Source organism: Citrobacter sp. BIDMC107, assembly GCF_001037575.1.
Lineage (GTDB): Bacteria > Pseudomonadota > Gammaproteobacteria > Enterobacterales > Enterobacteriaceae > Citrobacter > Citrobacter freundii.
On sequence record NZ_KQ089848.1, the window covers coordinates 3,634,995 to 3,652,581 of the forward strand.

The window sequence follows — 17,587 nt, forward strand, 5'->3', positions numbered from 1 at the left end:
TATGGACAATAAACCGTTTATTTCAGTGAGTATTAAAACACTCAATGAATCTGAATGTATTGAGAAGACGATTGACAGCATCCGTAAGCAGCTTATTGACTATCCACATAAAATTATTGTGGCAGATAGTCTCTCAACGGATAACACCCAACAGCTTGCGATCGATAAAGGGGTGACCGTAGTGTCCTTAACTGACCCTGGCGATCGCTGCTGTGGCGTCGGGCACCAGTTAGGTTATCTGTATAGTGAAGGGGAATATCTGTTGTTGATGGACGGCGACATGGAGCTGGAAGAAGGATTTGTGGATCAGGCAGTCGCCTTTTTGCAGGCTGAACCAGAATATGCAGGCGTTGCGGGAACCGTTGAAATGGATGATGCCGTTAACTATGAATTTAAGTCTCGTAAGCAACGCATTAATAAAATCTATCCGCTCGGGGATAGCGACCATTTAGGCGGTGGTGGATTATATCGTCGCTCTGCGATTGAGAAAGTTGGTTATCTGACTAATCGTAATTTGCACGCGTATGAAGAGGCTGAGCTGGGTCTGCGTTTAATCGAAGCGGGCTATAAACTGCGGCGTCTGGATATTCCTTATTTTATTCATACTTCGCATACCATGCCGACCTTTCAGATGCTCAAGCACCGTTGGAAAAGCGGATACTATCAGGCCCCTGGCGAGCTTTTACGTTGTGCCTGGGGAAAACCTTATTTCGGCAAAGCGTTAAAAATGGTCAGGAACGAGGCGATTTTTTCTGTTTACTTGATTGGCTTGTTCATTGCGGCGGTGACCTTCAATCTTGAACTTTTCGACATTGCATTTCTGCCCTTACTTGCATTTATTGCCCTGAAAACCGTACAGAATCGATCGTTATTAAACGGCCTGCAAAGCGTAATGAACCTGGCCGTGCTTTCTGCCGGGCTGGTTAAAGGGTTGACTAAACCAGTACGCGATCCGTTGACTCCACCCAACAGTAAAATCATTCATGAATAACCGGGGCAGGCGCCATGAAAGTATTATTAGTTAACAAGTTTTTTTTCATTAAAGGCGGCGCGGAAACGGTTTATTTTCAAGAGCGCGATATGCTGAAACAGGCCGGAGTGCAGGTTATTGATTTCTCTATGCATCATGATAATAATCTCCCCTCGGACTATGCGGATTATTTCGTCAGCAATGTGGACTACCACAAAGAGAGCAATCTGCTGGGCGGTATCAAAACGGCGGTTAACTTTATTCATAATTCGCAGGCCTGCAAAAAAATGCTGGCGCTATTAGAAAAAGAGCGCCCGGATATTGTCCACTTTCACAACATCTACCATCAGTTAACACCGGCGTTGATTAAAGTTGCGCGTAATTTTGGCAGCAAAACGGTGCTGACTGCGCATGACTATAAGATTGTGTGCCCCTCGTATTCCATGCTGCGCGACGGCAAAGTGTGCGATTCCTGTATTACCGGGACGGTTTTCAATGCCTTCAGGTATCGTTGCCAGGAAGGTTCAGCCTCAAAAAGCTTACTGCTCTCCCTGGAGGCAACCTGGCAGTACATTGCACAAAACTATCAGGCGCTGGATGTGATTATTTCACCGAGTGTTTTTTTACGAGGTATCCTGCTGCGTACGCTGCCAAATTCGCGCATTGATGTCATCGTCAATGGCGTTGATGACAGTCGTCCCCTGGCCGAAGTAAGCGATGAGGGCTATATGCTGTACTTTGGCCGTCTGAGCCGTGAAAAGGGCGTGGCAACGTTGTTGGAAGCGCATAAAAAAATGCAGAACAGCGCGCCGCTGAAAGTTGTGGGGCACGGTCCGTTGCATGATGAATTAGCCGCCAAATACCCTGATGTTGAATTTTTAGGTTATGTGCAACAAGGAGAAGCCCTCGACAAGCTTATTAAGCATGCGCGAGCGGTGATCCTTCCTTCTGAATGCTATGAAAACTGTTCTATGGCGATATTGGAAGCGATGTCTTTAGGCAAGCCGGTTATTGGGTCGCGCATTGGCGGCATCCCGGAACAAATTCGTGACGGTATCGAAGGGATTTTATTCGGACCAGGCAATGCGCAGGAGTTGGCAAATGCGATGGACGCCCTGACTGACTCGCAAGAGAAGGCGCGGAATATGGGCTTACATGGCCGTGCGCGGTTGAGTGAAAAATATGCGCTCAGTAAACATATGGATACCTTACAGGCGCTGTATAAAGAACTGCTGAGCAGGCCATAGTATGAGTAAAAAAATAACGGTTTTTGGAACGCGTGGTATTCCCGATGTATTGGGCGGTGTGGAGACACACTGTCAGAATCTTTATCCTGCCATTAAGCAGCAGTTCGACGCGGATATTTGCGTGATTGCTCGCTCGCCATATGTAAATTACAAACGATCGGTCTATAAAAAAGTCGAAACCTACGCGCTGTGGGCACCCAAAAAGCGCTCGCTGGAAGCTATTGTCCATTCCGTTTTAGCGGCGTTTAGGACACGTATCGACCATTCGGATATTGTGCATGTCCATGCTATCGGCCCTGGTCTTGTGATCCCACTCTTACGCGTGATGGGTAAGAAGGTGGTTTTCACCCACCACGGACCTGATTACGATCGTCAGAAATGGGGTTTCGTTGCAAAAAAAATATTGCTGCTGGGCGAACGTTGGGCGGTGAGATATGCCAACGAGGTGATTGTGATTTCTGAAGTTATTAATCAACTGATCCAGAAAAAACATGGTCGCTATGATGCGCATTTAATTCACAATGGCGTAAATGAGCCGCGGTTGTTATCAGAGCTCACCATCGACAATACGCTCTCCCGCTTTGGGCTGCAGCCGAAAAATTATCTCGTTGTGGTTGGGCGGTTTGTGGAAGAAAAAGGGATGCATGATGCCATTGCCGCCTATCAACACAGTGGTTTGACCATGCCGTTAGTGTTAATTGGTGATGCGGATCATCCAACCGAATACAGCATTCGCCTCAAAAAGCTTGCCGCCGACACGCCTGGTGTCGTGATGACCGGTTTCTTACGTGGTGATGAGCTGCAGGCGGTGTTTTCGCAGGCCAGGCTATTTGTGATGCCTTCATACCATGAAGGATTGCCCATTGCGCTGCTGGAGGCAATGTCATTTTCTCTTCCGGCCGTCGTCAGTGATATTCCTGCTAACCTTGAAGTTCAACTGCCTGCCGAGACCTATTTTAAGGTGGGAGATGTAACCGGTCTGGCCGAAAAATTAGGCCAAGGGGTAACAGCAAATAGCGTGGACTATCGTGTATATTTGCAAAACTACAATTGGCATGAAATCGCCAAAAAGACGGTTAACGTCTATCACTCAATTGATAAAGATATAGGTTAATTTTGACCAGTCCTCAAAATCGTCCCCCCGTCATCGAACGATTTTATACTCATCTTGATGAGACGATTGCGCAGGGGTTGACCCCTGAACAAAAAGAAGGGGTGGAAAATGCGATCCTGGCCTCGACGCTGGCTTCGCGGCATCAGATCGATATTCGCAGAAGCTTCCCCTTTTTCAGTAAGCGTTATTATCTGGTTTTTTTGTTTGGCAGAGATTTACGCCGCCAGCACCGCCAGGAATCGACCCTGTCGAGAATGTTGCTCACTTTTTTGCTGCTGATTGCCGTGCTGTTCGTCACCTGCTGCGTATTGTTGACGCTGTATATGATCAAATCCGCGTTAGGTATTGATGTGTTCCAAAATTTTCACGTAGGTATCTGGGATTGGTGGTTAAGTCTGAAAAACCACTAGCGTTAACAAACCTGTGGAGGCATTACTGCGATGAAGTGTAAATGGGTTTCTGCGCTGTTGTTAATGTCCTTTCCGTTAACGGTCATCTCCGCATTAACGACCGTAACCCCCAAAGCATTAACTGGCCCGCTGACCAATCCGGGGATTGGCGTGGCAAGTTTTCATCAGGGATACGGTGAAACGCTGGGGCTGGCGGACTATCCCAATACCGGATTTGAATACGACCGTTTTTACTGGCGGGACCTGGAGCCAGTCGAAGGCCAGTATAATTTTGCGTTGGTGGATGATGCCTTCAAATACGCGGCGGCACATCGTCCAGCAATGAATGTCGGGCTACGATTTATGGTACTGGCAGAGCCGGAAAGCGGCTCGCAAATTCCTGACTGGCTGATTAAAAAAGGCGTGAAAGGTACCTGGACGCCGGATAAAAAGACATTTGCCCCGGATTTAGACGATCCTCTGTTCATTCAATACAGCCAGCGTCTGTTGAACGCATTTGGTAAGCGCTACGATGGTAATGAGAATCTCGCGTTTGTTGATATTGGCATGGTGGGATCATGGGGAGAATGGCATAACAGCAACTTCCCGAACCTGAAGCCATTACTGGAGCGATACACCACGGCGCAACTGGATCGCTACGTCGCGATGCACTTTTCTGCTTTTCCGGTGACGCCAAAAAACATGCTGATAAGCGGCGGACAAAGTCTGGCGAATGCGGTGGAGCGTGGGGCAGGATGGCGTGCGGACTGTTGGGGGGACCTGCGCGTATTTTCGGAATCCTGGAACCATATGACTGATGATTACCCGCAGCGATTGCTGGCTGCGCAGCAGAGTTATTCAGGGTTCAACGACGCCTGGAAACGTGCGCCGGTCAGTCTGGAAATCTGTTCATATATGCAAGACTGGAAGAATACTTTTCATTATACGCGTGCCGAAGTGCAGGGTATTTTTGACTGGGCGGTCAAACAGCACGCCAGTACCATTAACCTGAAATCGAGAGCGATACCCAGCGACTATCGACCGATTGTCGACGATGCGCTGACCAAATTAGGCTATCGATTTCGCCTGGCCTCCCTGAGCCATGAGTCTGTGTGGGACAGCGGACAAACGCTGACATTGAACAGTACCTGGTACAATGAGGGTGTCGCTCCGATTTATCTGCCTTATATGTTGGCATTCCGTGTTGTGGACAATGCTAATAAGGTGGTGGCACAGGGGAATTCCGCGGAGGATATTCGCCGCTGGCTCCCCGGAAAGTATCAGGTCAGTTATGCGTTATCTATGCCAGGCCGACTGGCAAAAGGGCAGTACGCGATTGAGGTTGCGATGTTGGATAAGTCGGGTGCGGCGAGAATTAACTTTGCCAATGAAGGGAAGCAGAACAGCGGCTGGTACCGGGTATCAACAATAACAGTACAATAGTAAGACACAGCAACGAGCCTGACGGTCAGGCTCGCTGTTGTGAACATTAAATTTGATACCCATTCGGGTTGTTTTTTTGCCAGTTCCAGGTGTCACGCATCATTTCATCAAGGCTGTAGATGGCCTTCCAGCCTAACTCCTTATATGCCAGCGATGGGTCAGACCAACATTCGGCAATGTCTCCTGGTCTTCTGGCGACAAACTGATAATGAATTTTGGTCTGGGCCGCTTTCTCAAACGCCTTAATCAGATCAATCACGGAATAACCGACCCCGGTACCGAGATTAATCACCTTGTAGGCAGCGCCTTTGTTCTGGCAATCAAGCGCGGCTAAATGACCAGTCGCCAGATCCATGACGTGGATATAATCACGCACGCCGGTTCCGTCAGGGGTTGGATAGTCATTACCATACACCGATACGGTTTTAAGCTTACCAATTGCGACCTGGGAGATGTATGGCACCAGGTTGTTTGGGATACCGTTAGGATCTTCACCAATGCGACCCGATGGATGAGCGCCGACCGGGTTGAAATAGCGCAGGCAGGTAATGCGGAAATCAGGTTGCGCACGTGAGAAATCGGCCAGAATCTGTTCGACCATTAATTTAGAGGTGCCGTAGGGATTGGTGGTACCGCCCGTGCGTGATTGCTCGCTCAACGGCACGCTTTCCGGATTACCGTATACCGTAGCTGATGAGCTAAAAATGAAACGATTAACGCCTGCGGCCAGCATCTCATCCAGTAAAACCAGCGTTCCGGTGACGTTGTTTTCATAGTAGGCAAGAGGTTCTTTTATCGACTCGGAAACCGATTTGAGCCCTGCAAAATGAATGACATCGGTGATGTGATGGTTGGTAAAAATGTTTTTTAAGGCCTGTCTGTCGAGAACATCGGCGATATAGACAATGGGTTCCTTTCCGGTAAGTTCCGCGACCCTGTCCAGCGATATCCGACTCGCATTTGCCAGATTATCGATGACAACGACATCATCGCCTCTTTCCAGTAGTGATAAAACAGTATGTGAACCAATATAACCTGCACCACCTGTGACAAGAATTGCCATACAGACTCCAGAAAAATGCTAGAAACCCGACCAATTTTCTACCAATGTCACCTGAGAATCCAGTGAATCAGTTGTGTTGCCGGGAAAGGTAGATGTTTCTGTATTTTACCATAAATTTATATGATAGTTTTTTTAAGATAGCCAACAGACTGAACTTATTGATTTTTGTATCATAAGCAATGTAATTATTTGAGAAATTCAGCGTATGAACACCGTCACTGTGGTTGATCGATGAATTGATTTGTTCGATCAGATTCTCATCAAAGTTAATATCGTTAAGTGTAACTAGTTCTTTGATATAGATAGATTTTCCATAAGTTTCGGGCGTGCATTCCTGGGTGAGAAAGTACATTTTATTATCGACAAGATAAGGGGTACCAGCTCCTCGATGATGATGATTACTCACCTTTAATGTAGGGGTGATCCGCTGCCACTGACCGTGAAGATGCTCTGCGGAATGAATAATTATTTTATTATCCATGGTGGTCGACAAAAGATAGCAAGTCTCATTTATTGAAAGAAAAATGTTATCTGTGACTTCGGTGTCAGAGAGTAGAACTTTAATTTTCTTCCAGCGCGCAGGAAACTCTACCGACTGGAACAGGAGCACTTCTTTTCTTTCTGATGATTCCGGGATCATGAAGAGTTGATTGTTGATATTAATCAGGAAAGGGAATGACAAATGACACCTCAGGTCGTCAAATCCTTCAAGTTTCACATCATCAATTTCAGTTAGTTCACGATCAAGAATGCGGCATCGGAGCGTGCCTTTCGAGTTGCGGAAGCTAAAAGCTTCATAAAAAACATACAGTTTGTCGTCTTTTTCAATAAGAAAAGGATCGGCCTGAAACGTATATTTCTTTTTTAACTGCTGCGCAGCAGATTTATTCAATATTTCCAGGGTGTTATCAGGGAATAAGTGTGTACCATGATCCTTAATAATCATGATATCCCACGACTCATGATAGAATAACATGTTTATTATTCTTTTCATTTTCGCTTGCATTCGTACCGGCTCCTTTTTATCGCTTGCACCATGTATGAACAGCTACTTGCGGGGCAGCTCATGAGACTTGTCGCAATGTCGCAATGTTGTATGAATGTGCGAAAACCGCGTGGTAACACCTGCGGTTATTTTAATGTTAGTGACAAGGATGTTTTTTGTCCATAGCACCAAAGTAGGTAAAAATTATCCAGAGCATCCTTGCTCCAGTGGAAGAATTACTCGAAATGCACCTGCGGGTTTTCAGCAAGGGAAACGTAGGTTTTGCTGTTTTTATCCAGGGTACGGATTTCACCGCTTTCGATGTCATATACCCAGCCGTGCAGACGAAGAGCATTATTTCTCAGTCCAACCGCGACACAAGGATGCGTTTTAATGTTGTTGAGCTGCGCGATAACGTTCTCTTCCACCATGGCGTTAACTTTATCGATTGGGTTAGCCCAGGTTTTTTTCTCGACCACGGCTTTCGCGGCATCGGCATAGTGCAGCCAGTGAGCCACAGCAGGCATCGGATCCAGAGGCTGGCTATCGGCGATGGCTTTCATCGCGCCGCAGTTGGAGTGTCCGCAGATGACGATATCCGTCACGCCAAGTGCCACAACCGCGTATTCAATAGTCGCGGATACGCCACCCGGTTCCGGGCCGAAAGAGGGGACGATATTACCGGCGTTGCGGATAACGAAAAGCTGTCCGGGGTCTTGCTGAGTAACGAGTTCTGGCACCAGGCGGCTATCGGAACAGGAGATGAAAAGCGCTTTAGGATTTTGGCTGGATGCCAGGCTGCGAAAGAGTTCCTTGCGTTGAGGGAAAATCTCTTTTTGGAAGTTGAGGAAGCCCTCAATGATATGTTGCATAGCAGTGTCTCTTTTCTCTGTTTAAGCAGGTTATGATGAAGATCACACTTTCCAGTTTAACACCAGCCGACAGAAGAGAAAGACTTTATAGCAGTTCTGCAACATCTTTGGCTAACTTTTCTCCACCGCGGCGAGGCGAATAGCGTGATGTGCGCTACGTGCTTTCCCCTTTTTTGCCAATAAATCGGAGTTGTAGCGATAGCCAGCATTCACGCGATACCGTACATTTTTATATGTATCCACATTTTAAGGAATCATCATGTCCAGACTTCGTGCTTTAGCAACAGCTTTAGTCGCCGTTGCCGCGATGACGATGTGCGCCACCCCAGTATTGGCCAACCCCGGTAATGGCAACGGCAATGGTAATAGTGGCAACCATGGAAATAGTAGCAATCATGGTAATAGCGGGAATAAGGGCAATAGCCAGAAAGGCAATTCGCAGGCAGAACAACGTAAAAATTATGGTAAGCCGGACCATGTTGATAGTGACATCAGCTATAACGTGGCCAGACAGTATGCCGTCAGATATGGTTTGACGGGTTATAAGTCACTGCCTCCGGGTATCGCCAAAAATCTGGCGCGAGGAAAGCCGCTTCCTCCGGGGATCGCTAAGAAAAGTGTTCCATCCTCTATGCTGAATCAATTGCCGTATTATCCAGGTTATGAATGGCAGGTTGTGGGCGACAATCTGGTGTTGGTTGCACTGAGTACGGCGATTGTCACCGCGGTAATTAATGGTGTGTTTGATTAAGTATTTTCGGGCTTAATGTGCTCTGTTCTACCGATGAGAAGCCCGCGTTGTGCGGGCTTCTCAGTTAATAAGGAAAGCTTACAGTCCGTACAGTTTTATTTTTCTATAGAGCGTGGCAATGCTGATCCTCAGTTCTGTCGCGGCTTGCTTTTTTCCCTCAACGCTTGAGCCGAATCGCTGGATGACGTTTTCGATAGCCTCCCTTTCCGCCTGTTTTCCTTTGCTGGCAAGCTGTCGGGGTTGCGTGGTCATCGTCGTTTTTCTACCGTCAGCGGCGGTAAGCAGGTAAGGGGGAAGATGGCTGGCGTTGATCCCAGCGGCTTCTCCGCGCATCACAAAAATGTATTCGATCACGTTGCGTAATTCACGAATGTTGCCCGGCCAGTGCCAGGCATAAAGGCGATTAATAACGTCATCAGGCAGCTTTTGCGGTGGTCGCTGGTAACTGACCGAAAACTCATCGGCAAAATACTGTGCGAGGACCGCAATATCAGCCCGGCGTTCACGCAGGGAAGGAAGTACCAGAGGGACCACGTTCAGGCGATAGAAAAGATCTTCACGAAACTGATTATTTTCCACCATCGCGTTAATGTTTTTGTTAGTTGCGGCAATAATGCGCACATCAATATTGATGGTGTTATTAGAGCCAACGCGGGTGATCGCCTTTTCCTGCAATACTCTGAGCAGCTTGGCCTGCAGGTGTAGTGGCATATCGCCAATCTCATCCAGAAACAGGCTGCCGCCGTTGGCCAGTTCAAATTTCCCCATTCGCCCTTTAGGATCAGCCCCGCTGAATGCGCCGCGAACATAACCAAACAGTTCGCTTTCCAGCAGTTGTTCTGGGATAGCCGCGCAGTTGATTGTTACGAAAGGCGCGGCTTTACGGGGACTGCTCTGGTGAATGGCAAATGCCACGACCTCTTTCCCCGAGCCACTTTCCCCGGTGATGAGCACGCTGGCGTAACTGTTGGCGATTTTACCTATGGTACTTCTGAGCTGTTCCATTGAGGGAGAGTGACCAATTAGTCGTACCTGTATGTCGGACTCATAAGGGGATGGAGTAAGGTTACTCAGGTAGTCGTGTGCATCACGAAAGATAACCATGGTTAAGCGATCGTTATCCTGTGAGGAGAGCGAAATTTGTTTGCACAGTACATGATGTTTCTGACCTTCAAGCGTCAGCCACGCTTCTTCATCGCCATACAGGCTGTCCCCGGTTGTTTCAATGGTCAGAGGTAATCCCTGAACCTCACGGTTGAGGATGCGATCGGCTGAATGATTGGCATGCCAGATAAGACCCTTGCCATCAATCGCTACCACGCCGCGGTCCATGGCATCGATCAGACGCCGAAATGCGCCAAGCGTTTCCTGTGCGCGTAAACGTTCCAGGCATTCAAAGACCTTACTGGAGATCATTACGGCGATTTGCTCAATAAAGGTGACAAATTTATCAATCTGGCTCAGTAACGTGTCACGCTGTGCCTGGGTTGAGCAAATAATCCCGATCACGCCAATCACGCGATTATTGAGAAAAATAGGTGCGTTCAAATCCAGCATTTCAGAACAGTAGTGGTGTTTTTCACATAACTGACACAGCGGATGCTCGCCGGGGTTTTTGATCAGTACCGTTTCTCGCACCTGCAATACGTGATGATAAATGTAGCCATTTTTGGCCACGTTCTCATTGAGCATATGCCGGTATTTCCCGGTACCCGCGATGCGCATTAAAGATTCATCAATGATTTCAACGTCCGTGCCCGTTATGCCAGAAATAGCGTCGGCGTAATTGCATATATCATCCTGAATATTGCTTAGTACTGAAATCATGGTACTTCTCCGGCGGTGTGTCACATTTCTCAAGGAAAATGATAAATAGGCGAAACAATGCAAAAATGATTTGCGAAAAATCAATCTACCACGCTGTTTTTGAATGTTTTTCTTATTTTATCTTCCGCGATCACACTATTTATCAATGATGAGAATTTATCAAAGTGAGGCGATAAACTGATGCATTGATATTTTCGGTTGTCAATTTTAAATTTCATTTAATTTGTTGAAATTAAAGCCTTTATTAAAATATTTATAAGAATTTACTCAATTCATAAAAAGCTGGTAAGTATTTTGCTCTATTGCCAATACCGATAACGGAAATATCTCTGTATTGCACCGATTACAGGGAATGAAATACCAGGACAATGAGGTTTTATGATGCAGGAAAACTTATCATTTTTTATCAACCAGACACCGTTTACCGAACATCCGAACGCGCCGCTGGCACCGTTTAGCCGCCAGGAACTGGTAAAAGCGTTGAATTTTCATCGGTCTATTCCGGGCTACGCGCCGACGCCGCTATATACGCTACCGGCGCTTGCACAAAAACTGGGCGTAAAAAATATCTACCTCAAAGATGAATCTCAGCGTTTTGGCCTGAAAGCCTTCAAAGCGCTGGGTGGCTCCTATGCGATGGCGTGCCATATCGCTGAATTAGTTGGTAAGGATATCAGTGAACTGCCGTTTGACGTGATGACCAGCGAAGAGGTTCGTCACGATCTGCAAACCGTCACGTTTGCCACCACCACTGATGGCAACCACGGTCGCGGCGTGGCATGGATGGCGCGCCAACTGAAGCAAAACGCCGTGGTTTATATGCCGAAGGGCTCTTCGCAGCAACGTCTGACTTCTATCCGTAACGAAGGTGCTATCGCTGAGATCGTCGATATGAACTATGACGATGCGGTTCGTATGACCGCGGAGCAGGCCGAAAAGTATGGCTGGATTGTCGTGCAGGATACCGCCTGGGAAGGATACGAAAAGATCCCGCAGTGGATTATGCAGGGCTACGGCACGCTGATGCTGGAGGCGATAGATCAGCTGCATCAGGTTGCGCCGACTCACATTTTTGTGCAGGCAGGCGTCGGCTCGTTTGCCGGCATGGTTCAGGGAATGGTGACGGCAGCCTGGGGGGAGAATCGCCCGAAAGTGATCGTCGCCGAAGCGTTAATTGCCGATTGCCTCTACCGCTCAGCCCGTTCGAAAGAGGGGGATGCCATTGCGGTGGGCGGTGATTTACAAACCGTGATGGCCGGTCTCGCCTGCGGTGAGGCGAACAGTATCGGCTGGAAACTGCTGCGCGACTATGCCAACGCATTTGCTTCCTGCCCTGATGAAGTTGCAGCGTTAGGCATGCGCATGTTGGGCAACCCGCTGGCAGGCGATCCACAGATTATTTCGGGTGAGTCAGGTGCGGTTACTACCGGTCTGCTGGCGCTGTTGATGACCTCACCTGAACTGGCGCAAACGCGTGAGCAACTGGGGCTGGATGCGCACTCTCGTGTGCTGTTAGTCAGCACCGAAGGGGATACCGACCCGCAACAATATCTGGATATTGTCTGGGGCGGACAGTACCCGGGCATCAACAAATAATTCCCTGATTAAGAGATATAACGGAGAAACCCATGTTATCTGCAAACCGCATTGAAGAAGTCATTAAAAACTGTCAGGCGCTGATCCAACAAAAAAGTTATTCCGGTCAGGAAGGGGAAGTGGTTAATGCCATAAAAACAATGATGCAGCATTACCAATTCGATGACATCCACGTTGATAAGTACGGCAACATTGTTGGCGGTATTGTCGGCAACCAGCCAGGGAAAACGTTGGTTCTCGATGGTCATATCGATACCGTGCCGGTGAACGAAGAGAAGTGGTCCCGCAACCCATACGGCGGCGATATTGAAGATGGCAAAATTTATGGTCGCGGCACAACTGACATGAAAGGTGCTGTGGCGGCGATGATCTCCGCCGTGGGCTTTTTCGGTCAGGACAATCAGCGAAATTTTGCCGGGAAAATCTACGTTGCGTGCATCGTGCATGAAGAGTGTTTTGAAGGTATTGCCGCTCGCCTGGTCAGCGAGCGCTATAAGCCAGACTACGTGATCATCGGTGAAGCTTCCGAGTTAAACCTGAAAATTGGTCAACGTGGCCGCGCTGAAATTGTGGTCGAAACCTTTGGTAAACCCGCGCACTCCGCTAACCCGCAGGCGGGGATTAACGCGGTGTACAAAATGGCGCAATTGATCGACAAAATTCGCACGATCACTCCGCCAACGCATCCGGTTCTGGGGCCTGGCATTCTGGAACTGACCGACATTAAATCTTCGCCGTACCCGGGGGCCTCGGTGGTACCGGATTACTGTCGCGCAACCTACGATCGCCGTTTGCTGGTGGGTGAAACCAAAGAAAGTGTGATTGCTCCGCTGGAAAATGCGCTTGCGGAACTTATTGCTCAGGATCCGCAGTTTAAGGCCCGAGTATCCTACGCGGTGGGTCAGGAGTCTTGCTATACCGGCGCCACGATTGAGGGAGAGCGTTTTTTCCCAGGCTGGGTGTTCGACGAGTCCGACGAATTCGTGCAGGCAGCGTTGGCGGGCGTTCGCGAGGCTGGCTTTAATCCAACCATTACGCAGTACTCATTTTGTACCAACGGCAGCCACTATGCGGGCGAAGCGGGAATCAAAACCATCGGCTTCGGTCCTTCACGAGAAAACCTGGCACACACCATTGATGAGTATATCGAGATCGAGCAATTAACCGGCTCGGCCAGCGGCTATTACAGCATTATCCAGACACTCTATCGCCAATAAAAATAAAGATAACCACCTCTTACCTTACAGGCGGTGTAGCTCAGCAGCACCGCCATGGAGAATAACGATGAAAACCATTTTCAAAAACGGAAATGTAATCGATGGGACGGGCAGTGAAGGCAGAATTGCCGATGTGATGGTTGATGAAGGACGTATTGTCGCAATCGGCCAAATTGAGGTTGGCGTCAATGAGCAGGTTATTGATGCAACCGGAAAAATAATTTGCCCTGGCTTTATTGATACCCATACGCACTCTGACCTGTCAGCCATTATTAACCCCGCGCTGTCGGCAAAAATTCGTCAGGGTATCACCACCGAACTGTTGGGCCAGGATGGCGTCGCCTTAGCGCCGCTACCTGAAGAATATATTCCAGCCTGGCGTAAAAATATCGCCGGACTGGACGGTGACACCGACAAAATTGACTGGAAATATAAAAATACAGACGGTTATCTCAATCTGCTGGCATCGCGTCAGCCGGCGACAAACCTCGCGTATTTAGTTCCTCATGGCAATGTGCGCATGGAAGCGATGGGCCTGGATGGGCGTCCTTCGACCCGTGAAGACGTGGCGAAGATGTGTGAGGTCCTTGAGCGGGAGTTAAAAGCCGGGGCATTTGGACTTTCCACTGGTCTTATCTATATGCCTTGCGCCTTTGGTGATACTGCCGAAATGATTGAACTGTGTAAGGTCACGGCGAAATATGACGGGATTTTTGTGGTGCATCAGCGCAGTGAAGCTGACGATATTATCAACTCAACCCAGGAACTGATTGATATAGCCACAGCCACCGGCGTCTGGCTGCATATTTCGCATATGAAGGTTTGCGGCAAGAAAAACTGGGGGCTGATCGACCAAATGCTGGGCATGCTGGAACAGGCGCAGAAAGAGGGGATTCGTATCTCTTTCGACCAGTATCCGTATGTGGCGGGCAGCACGATGCTCGGCGTGATCCTGCCGCCCTGGGTTCACTCCGGCGGTACGGACAAATTACTTGAGCGTCTCGCCTCGCCCGAACTGCGCGCCAAAATGATTGACGATATTCAGCAGGGCATTCCTGGCTGGGATAACTTTATCGATTTTGCCGGTTTGGACCAGATTTTTGTCACCAGCGTGAAAACGGCAAAAAATCAGGATGCTGTCGGTTTGAACCTCGTCCAGTTGGGCGAGCTGCGTGGAAAAGATCCGTACAACGCCACCTTCGATCTGCTCTTTGAAGAGGAAAACGCCGTGGGGATGGTCGACTTCTACGGTACCGAAGAGCACGTGATTAAGTTTCTCTGTCGACCTGAACAAAACGTCTGTACCGATGGCTTGATGGGGGCTGGCAAACCGCACCCGCGCGTGTTTGGCGCATTCCCTCGCGTGCTCGGTAAATATGTTCGTGAAGAGGGATGTCTGAGCTGGGAAGCGGCAATCCGCAAGATGACGGGGAAACCTGCTGAAGTATTGGGTTTGCAGGATCGCGGACTGCTGAAGGTCGGTTATGCAGCGGATATCGTGATGTTCGATCCGAACACAATTGCGGATAAAGGCACTTTTGTTGAACCCAATCAGTACCCGGAAGGGATTGAAATTGTCATGGTTAATGGGCGCATTGCCTTAATCAATGGCACGGAAAGTTATGCCTGTAGCGGTACGGTTATTAGAAAACAATATTAATAAATAACGCTAAACACGCATGGATCTATCGCGACTATTTATGGCCGCGGTAGATCACTACACCCTAAGGACATCACAATGAACCTACAAACGTCTTTACCTTCAGGTAAACCCAAGACCTGGAAAGCAAGATATACCGTCCTGACACTGATCTGGCTGGCGTGGCTGCTCTCTTTTCTCGACAGAATGGTGATGAGCGTTTCACTCCCTTATATTGGCAAAGATTTAAATCTTGATACGACTCAACAAGGTTTAATTATTAGCGCCTTTTTTATTGGTTATGCCGCGTTTCAAATTCCCGGTGGATTACTGGCGGATAAGTTTGGCTCGCGAAAAATCATGGCCATTGGTATTGCATGGTGGTCTGTGTTCACCAGCTTAACCGGCGCTGTGCTGACGCTGCCGCTGATGTTAGCAGTACGTTTCTTCTTTGGTATCGGTGAGGGATGTTTTCCGTCGGCCTCATGGAAGATGATATCAACCTATTTCCCGTCGAAAGAACGTGGCCGCGCCACGGCGATTCAGTCAACGGTAAACACCTTAGGCCCAGCGCTGGCGGTAGTCGTGGCGGCAAGCATCATCGGGGCATTTGGCTGGCACATGGTTTTTATCGTGCTGGGTATTCCCGGTCTGTTTATCGCCGCAGGTATCTACTTATTTACGCGTGACAACCCGAAAGATCACCCTGCCATTACGCAACAAGACCTGGCGGAGCTGGCTGCTGACGACCAGGGGAGCCTGCAAAACACCAGTGCTATCGCGTTTAAAGACGTACTCAAAATGCCGGTGCTCTGGCAAATGGCCAGTATCTGGTTTTTGTTTGATATCACCTTCTGGGGTTTTTCAACCTGGCTGCCAAGCTACCTGATTACCGTACGAGAGTTTTCTCTGGCAAAGACCGGTGTCATGGCGGCCATTCCCTTCCTGTTCGGGGCCGGTGGAACATTATTAGGCGGTTATTGCTCAGATAAATTCAAACCCCAGCGTAAAACGCTGTATGTCGTAACCTCTGTTATTGCCGCGGGTTTCCTGTATCTGACCTTCAGCGTGAGCAGTGCAGATATGGCGGTGGTTTATCAGTGTATTTCAGCCTTGTTCATGTTCTTCGCTATGGCAACGTTCTGGGGTATTTTGATGGATACCATTCCCAGCAACATCATGGGGCGGGCATCCGGTATTGTTAACTTTGGCGGCCAGATGGCAGGGGTTGTATCAGCGCCCATCATCGGCTGGTTGATCCAAAGCAGCGGCGGAAGCTATAACAGCGCCTTTATCTTTATGATTGCCGCACTGTTGTGCTCAGCTGTCGTTACACTGACAGTCAAAAGCTCGCATGCAGTAGGGGCATTGCCCAGTAAAGCCTGATTTATCGCTGCCTCCCTGTGGCACTGCTGCTCCAGAGCTGCGGGGAGTTTCTCTCTAAATTCAGCAGGTTTGTACTCTTGTTCTCCATATTTGACCTGGTATGAAATTTATTTTTAGATAGCTATTCACATATCCCCCCTCGCAGTTCTGATGAACTATATGCCGGTTATATGTCCCAAATCATTAAGAATAAATCATAATAAATGAGAGATTTGTCCTACGCGTGTAGGAATATTCCTTTTATGTTGTGTTAATGGTTTGATATTTAGATAGGCTCAAGGTTTAAAATTTGTAAATTACAGTGTTGCGTTTATACTTTGTTCTGCATTTTTATAAAAAATGAATAAAATATACGCGTGATTATGTTAGGATTTACCTGATAAAGCCTTATTTTCAGAAATTATAATGTTGAAGGCTCGCCTGCTCTATAGCCATCGCCTCTCTTTATTTATCGGGATTCTTATACGCAATGAACGCGATAATCGTTGACGATCACCCATTGGCACGCATTGCCATCCGCAACTTACTCGATACTAATGGTATCGCTGTGACCACCGAACTCGACAGCGGAGATCAAGTGGTTCAAACCGTTGAAAAAACTAAGCCGGAGCTGTTGATTATCGATGTAGATATTCCCGGTATCAGTGGCATCGAAGTGCTGGAGCAACTGAGAAAGCGGCACTATGCTGGTGTAATCATTATCATTTCAGCCAAAAATGAATTTTTTTACGGCAAACGTAGCGCCGAATACGGTGCCAACGGATTTGTGAGTAAAAAAGAAGGTATGAATAATATTCTTGCCGCAATCGAAGCAGCAAAAAATGGCTATAGCTATTTTCCCTTTTCCCTTGAGCATTTTACTGGTTCATCCGTCAGCGAGCAGGATAAGCTTGATACGTTGTCGAATCAGGAAATGAGAGTATTGCGTTATATCCTTAATGGCATGGATTACAGCTCAATTGCCAGCAAAATGAATATCAGTAATAAAACGGTGAGTACCTATAAAAGCCGGTTGATGGAAAAATTAGATTGTTCATCATTAATGGAAATCTATGATTATGCGCAGAGAAATAAAATAGGATAGAGTA

General features: G+C 48.0%; 15 protein-coding genes. 11 read left to right on the forward strand and 4 right to left on the reverse strand.

The features are described 5' to 3' along the window. The first annotated feature begins 1 nt into the window (after window position 1). The 5 genes from SK39_RS17015 to SK39_RS17035 are packed head-to-tail and all read left to right on the forward strand — an operon-like array spanning window position 2 to window position 5,163. A complete protein-coding gene (locus SK39_RS17015; protein ID WP_032938081.1) occupies window positions 2-991 on the forward strand; it encodes a glycosyltransferase family 2 protein in 990 nt (329 codons plus the stop codon). A gap of 14 nt (window positions 992-1,005) precedes the next feature. Further along, window positions 1,006-2,217 carry a glycosyltransferase family 4 protein gene (locus tag SK39_RS17020; protein WP_048217226.1) on the forward strand — a complete coding sequence of 404 codons (1,212 nt, stop codon included), beginning with the start codon at window positions 1,006-1,008 and terminating at the stop codon, window positions 2,215-2,217. Between the two features lies 1 nt (window position 2,218). Next, window positions 2,219-3,331: a glycosyltransferase family 4 protein gene (locus tag SK39_RS17025; RefSeq protein ID WP_032938077.1), complete on the forward strand. Its 1,113-nt coding sequence runs from the start codon at window positions 2,219-2,221 to the stop codon at window positions 3,329-3,331. 2 nt (window positions 3,332-3,333) lie between these two features. Further along, a complete protein-coding gene (locus SK39_RS17030; protein ID WP_032938074.1) occupies window positions 3,334-3,741 on the forward strand; it encodes a hypothetical protein in 408 nt (135 codons plus the stop codon). Window positions 3,742-3,771: 30 nt separating this feature from the next. Next, window positions 3,772-5,163, forward strand: coding sequence for a DUF4832 domain-containing protein (locus SK39_RS17035; protein ID WP_048217227.1), 1,392 nt, complete (start codon window positions 3,772-3,774; stop codon window positions 5,161-5,163). Window positions 5,164-5,209: 46 nt separating this feature from the next. Here the strand turns inward: SK39_RS17035 and galE are convergent, their stop codons facing one another. From galE to SK39_RS17050, 3 genes are all read right to left on the reverse strand, one after another. Next, on the reverse strand, window positions 5,210-6,226 hold the full coding sequence (gene galE / locus SK39_RS17040; RefSeq protein ID WP_032938069.1) for a UDP-glucose 4-epimerase GalE: 1,017 nt from the start codon (window positions 6,224-6,226) through the stop codon (window positions 5,210-5,212). Between the two features lie 67 nt (window positions 6,227-6,293). Continuing rightward, window positions 6,294-7,232, reverse strand: coding sequence for a glucosamine inositolphosphorylceramide transferase family protein (locus tag SK39_RS17045; RefSeq protein ID WP_048217228.1), 939 nt, complete (start codon window positions 7,230-7,232; stop codon window positions 6,294-6,296). A 215-nt stretch (window positions 7,233-7,447) separates the two neighbouring features. After that, window positions 7,448-8,083, reverse strand: a complete 636-nt coding sequence (locus tag SK39_RS17050) for a carbonic anhydrase (protein WP_003037157.1) — start codon at window positions 8,081-8,083, stop codon at window positions 7,448-7,450. Between the two features lie 259 nt (window positions 8,084-8,342). Here SK39_RS17050 and SK39_RS17055 point away from each other — a divergent pair, with 259 nt between their 5' ends. Next, window positions 8,343-8,834, forward strand: coding sequence for an anti-virulence regulator CigR family protein (locus SK39_RS17055; protein ID WP_032938064.1), 492 nt, complete (start codon window positions 8,343-8,345; stop codon window positions 8,832-8,834). A gap of 78 nt (window positions 8,835-8,912) precedes the next feature. On the opposite strand, the gene SK39_RS17060 is transcribed toward SK39_RS17055, so the two are convergent. Next, entirely contained in the window at window positions 8,913-10,661 is a 1,749-nt protein-coding gene (locus SK39_RS17060) for a sigma-54 interaction domain-containing protein (RefSeq protein ID WP_048217229.1), read from the reverse strand. A gap of 381 nt (window positions 10,662-11,042) precedes the next feature. On the opposite strand from SK39_RS17060, the gene dpaL reads away from it, so the two are divergent. The 5 genes from dpaL to evgA all read left to right on the forward strand — a co-directional run bounded on the left by dpaL (window position 11,043) and on the right by evgA (window position 17,583). After that, window positions 11,043-12,257 (forward strand): diaminopropionate ammonia-lyase, encoded by a 1,215-nt coding sequence (gene dpaL, locus SK39_RS17065; RefSeq protein ID WP_032938125.1) that lies wholly within the window; start codon window positions 11,043-11,045, stop codon window positions 12,255-12,257. Window positions 12,258-12,289: 32 nt separating this feature from the next. After that, entirely contained in the window at window positions 12,290-13,474 is a 1,185-nt protein-coding gene (locus SK39_RS17070) for a YgeY family selenium metabolism-linked hydrolase (protein ID WP_003845983.1), read from the forward strand. Between the two features lie 67 nt (window positions 13,475-13,541). Next, entirely contained in the window at window positions 13,542-15,134 is a 1,593-nt protein-coding gene (locus SK39_RS17075) for an N-acyl-D-amino-acid deacylase family protein (protein WP_003845981.1), read from the forward strand. A gap of 78 nt (window positions 15,135-15,212) precedes the next feature. Continuing rightward, window positions 15,213-16,499 carry an MFS transporter gene (locus tag SK39_RS17080; RefSeq protein WP_003839760.1) on the forward strand — a complete coding sequence of 429 codons (1,287 nt, stop codon included), beginning with the start codon at window positions 15,213-15,215 and terminating at the stop codon, window positions 16,497-16,499. A 469-nt stretch (window positions 16,500-16,968) separates the two neighbouring features. Next, window positions 16,969-17,583 (forward strand): acid-sensing system DNA-binding response regulator EvgA, encoded by a 615-nt coding sequence (gene evgA, locus SK39_RS17085; RefSeq protein ID WP_003839762.1) that lies wholly within the window; start codon window positions 16,969-16,971, stop codon window positions 17,581-17,583. Window positions 17,584-17,587: the final 4 nt, after the last annotated feature.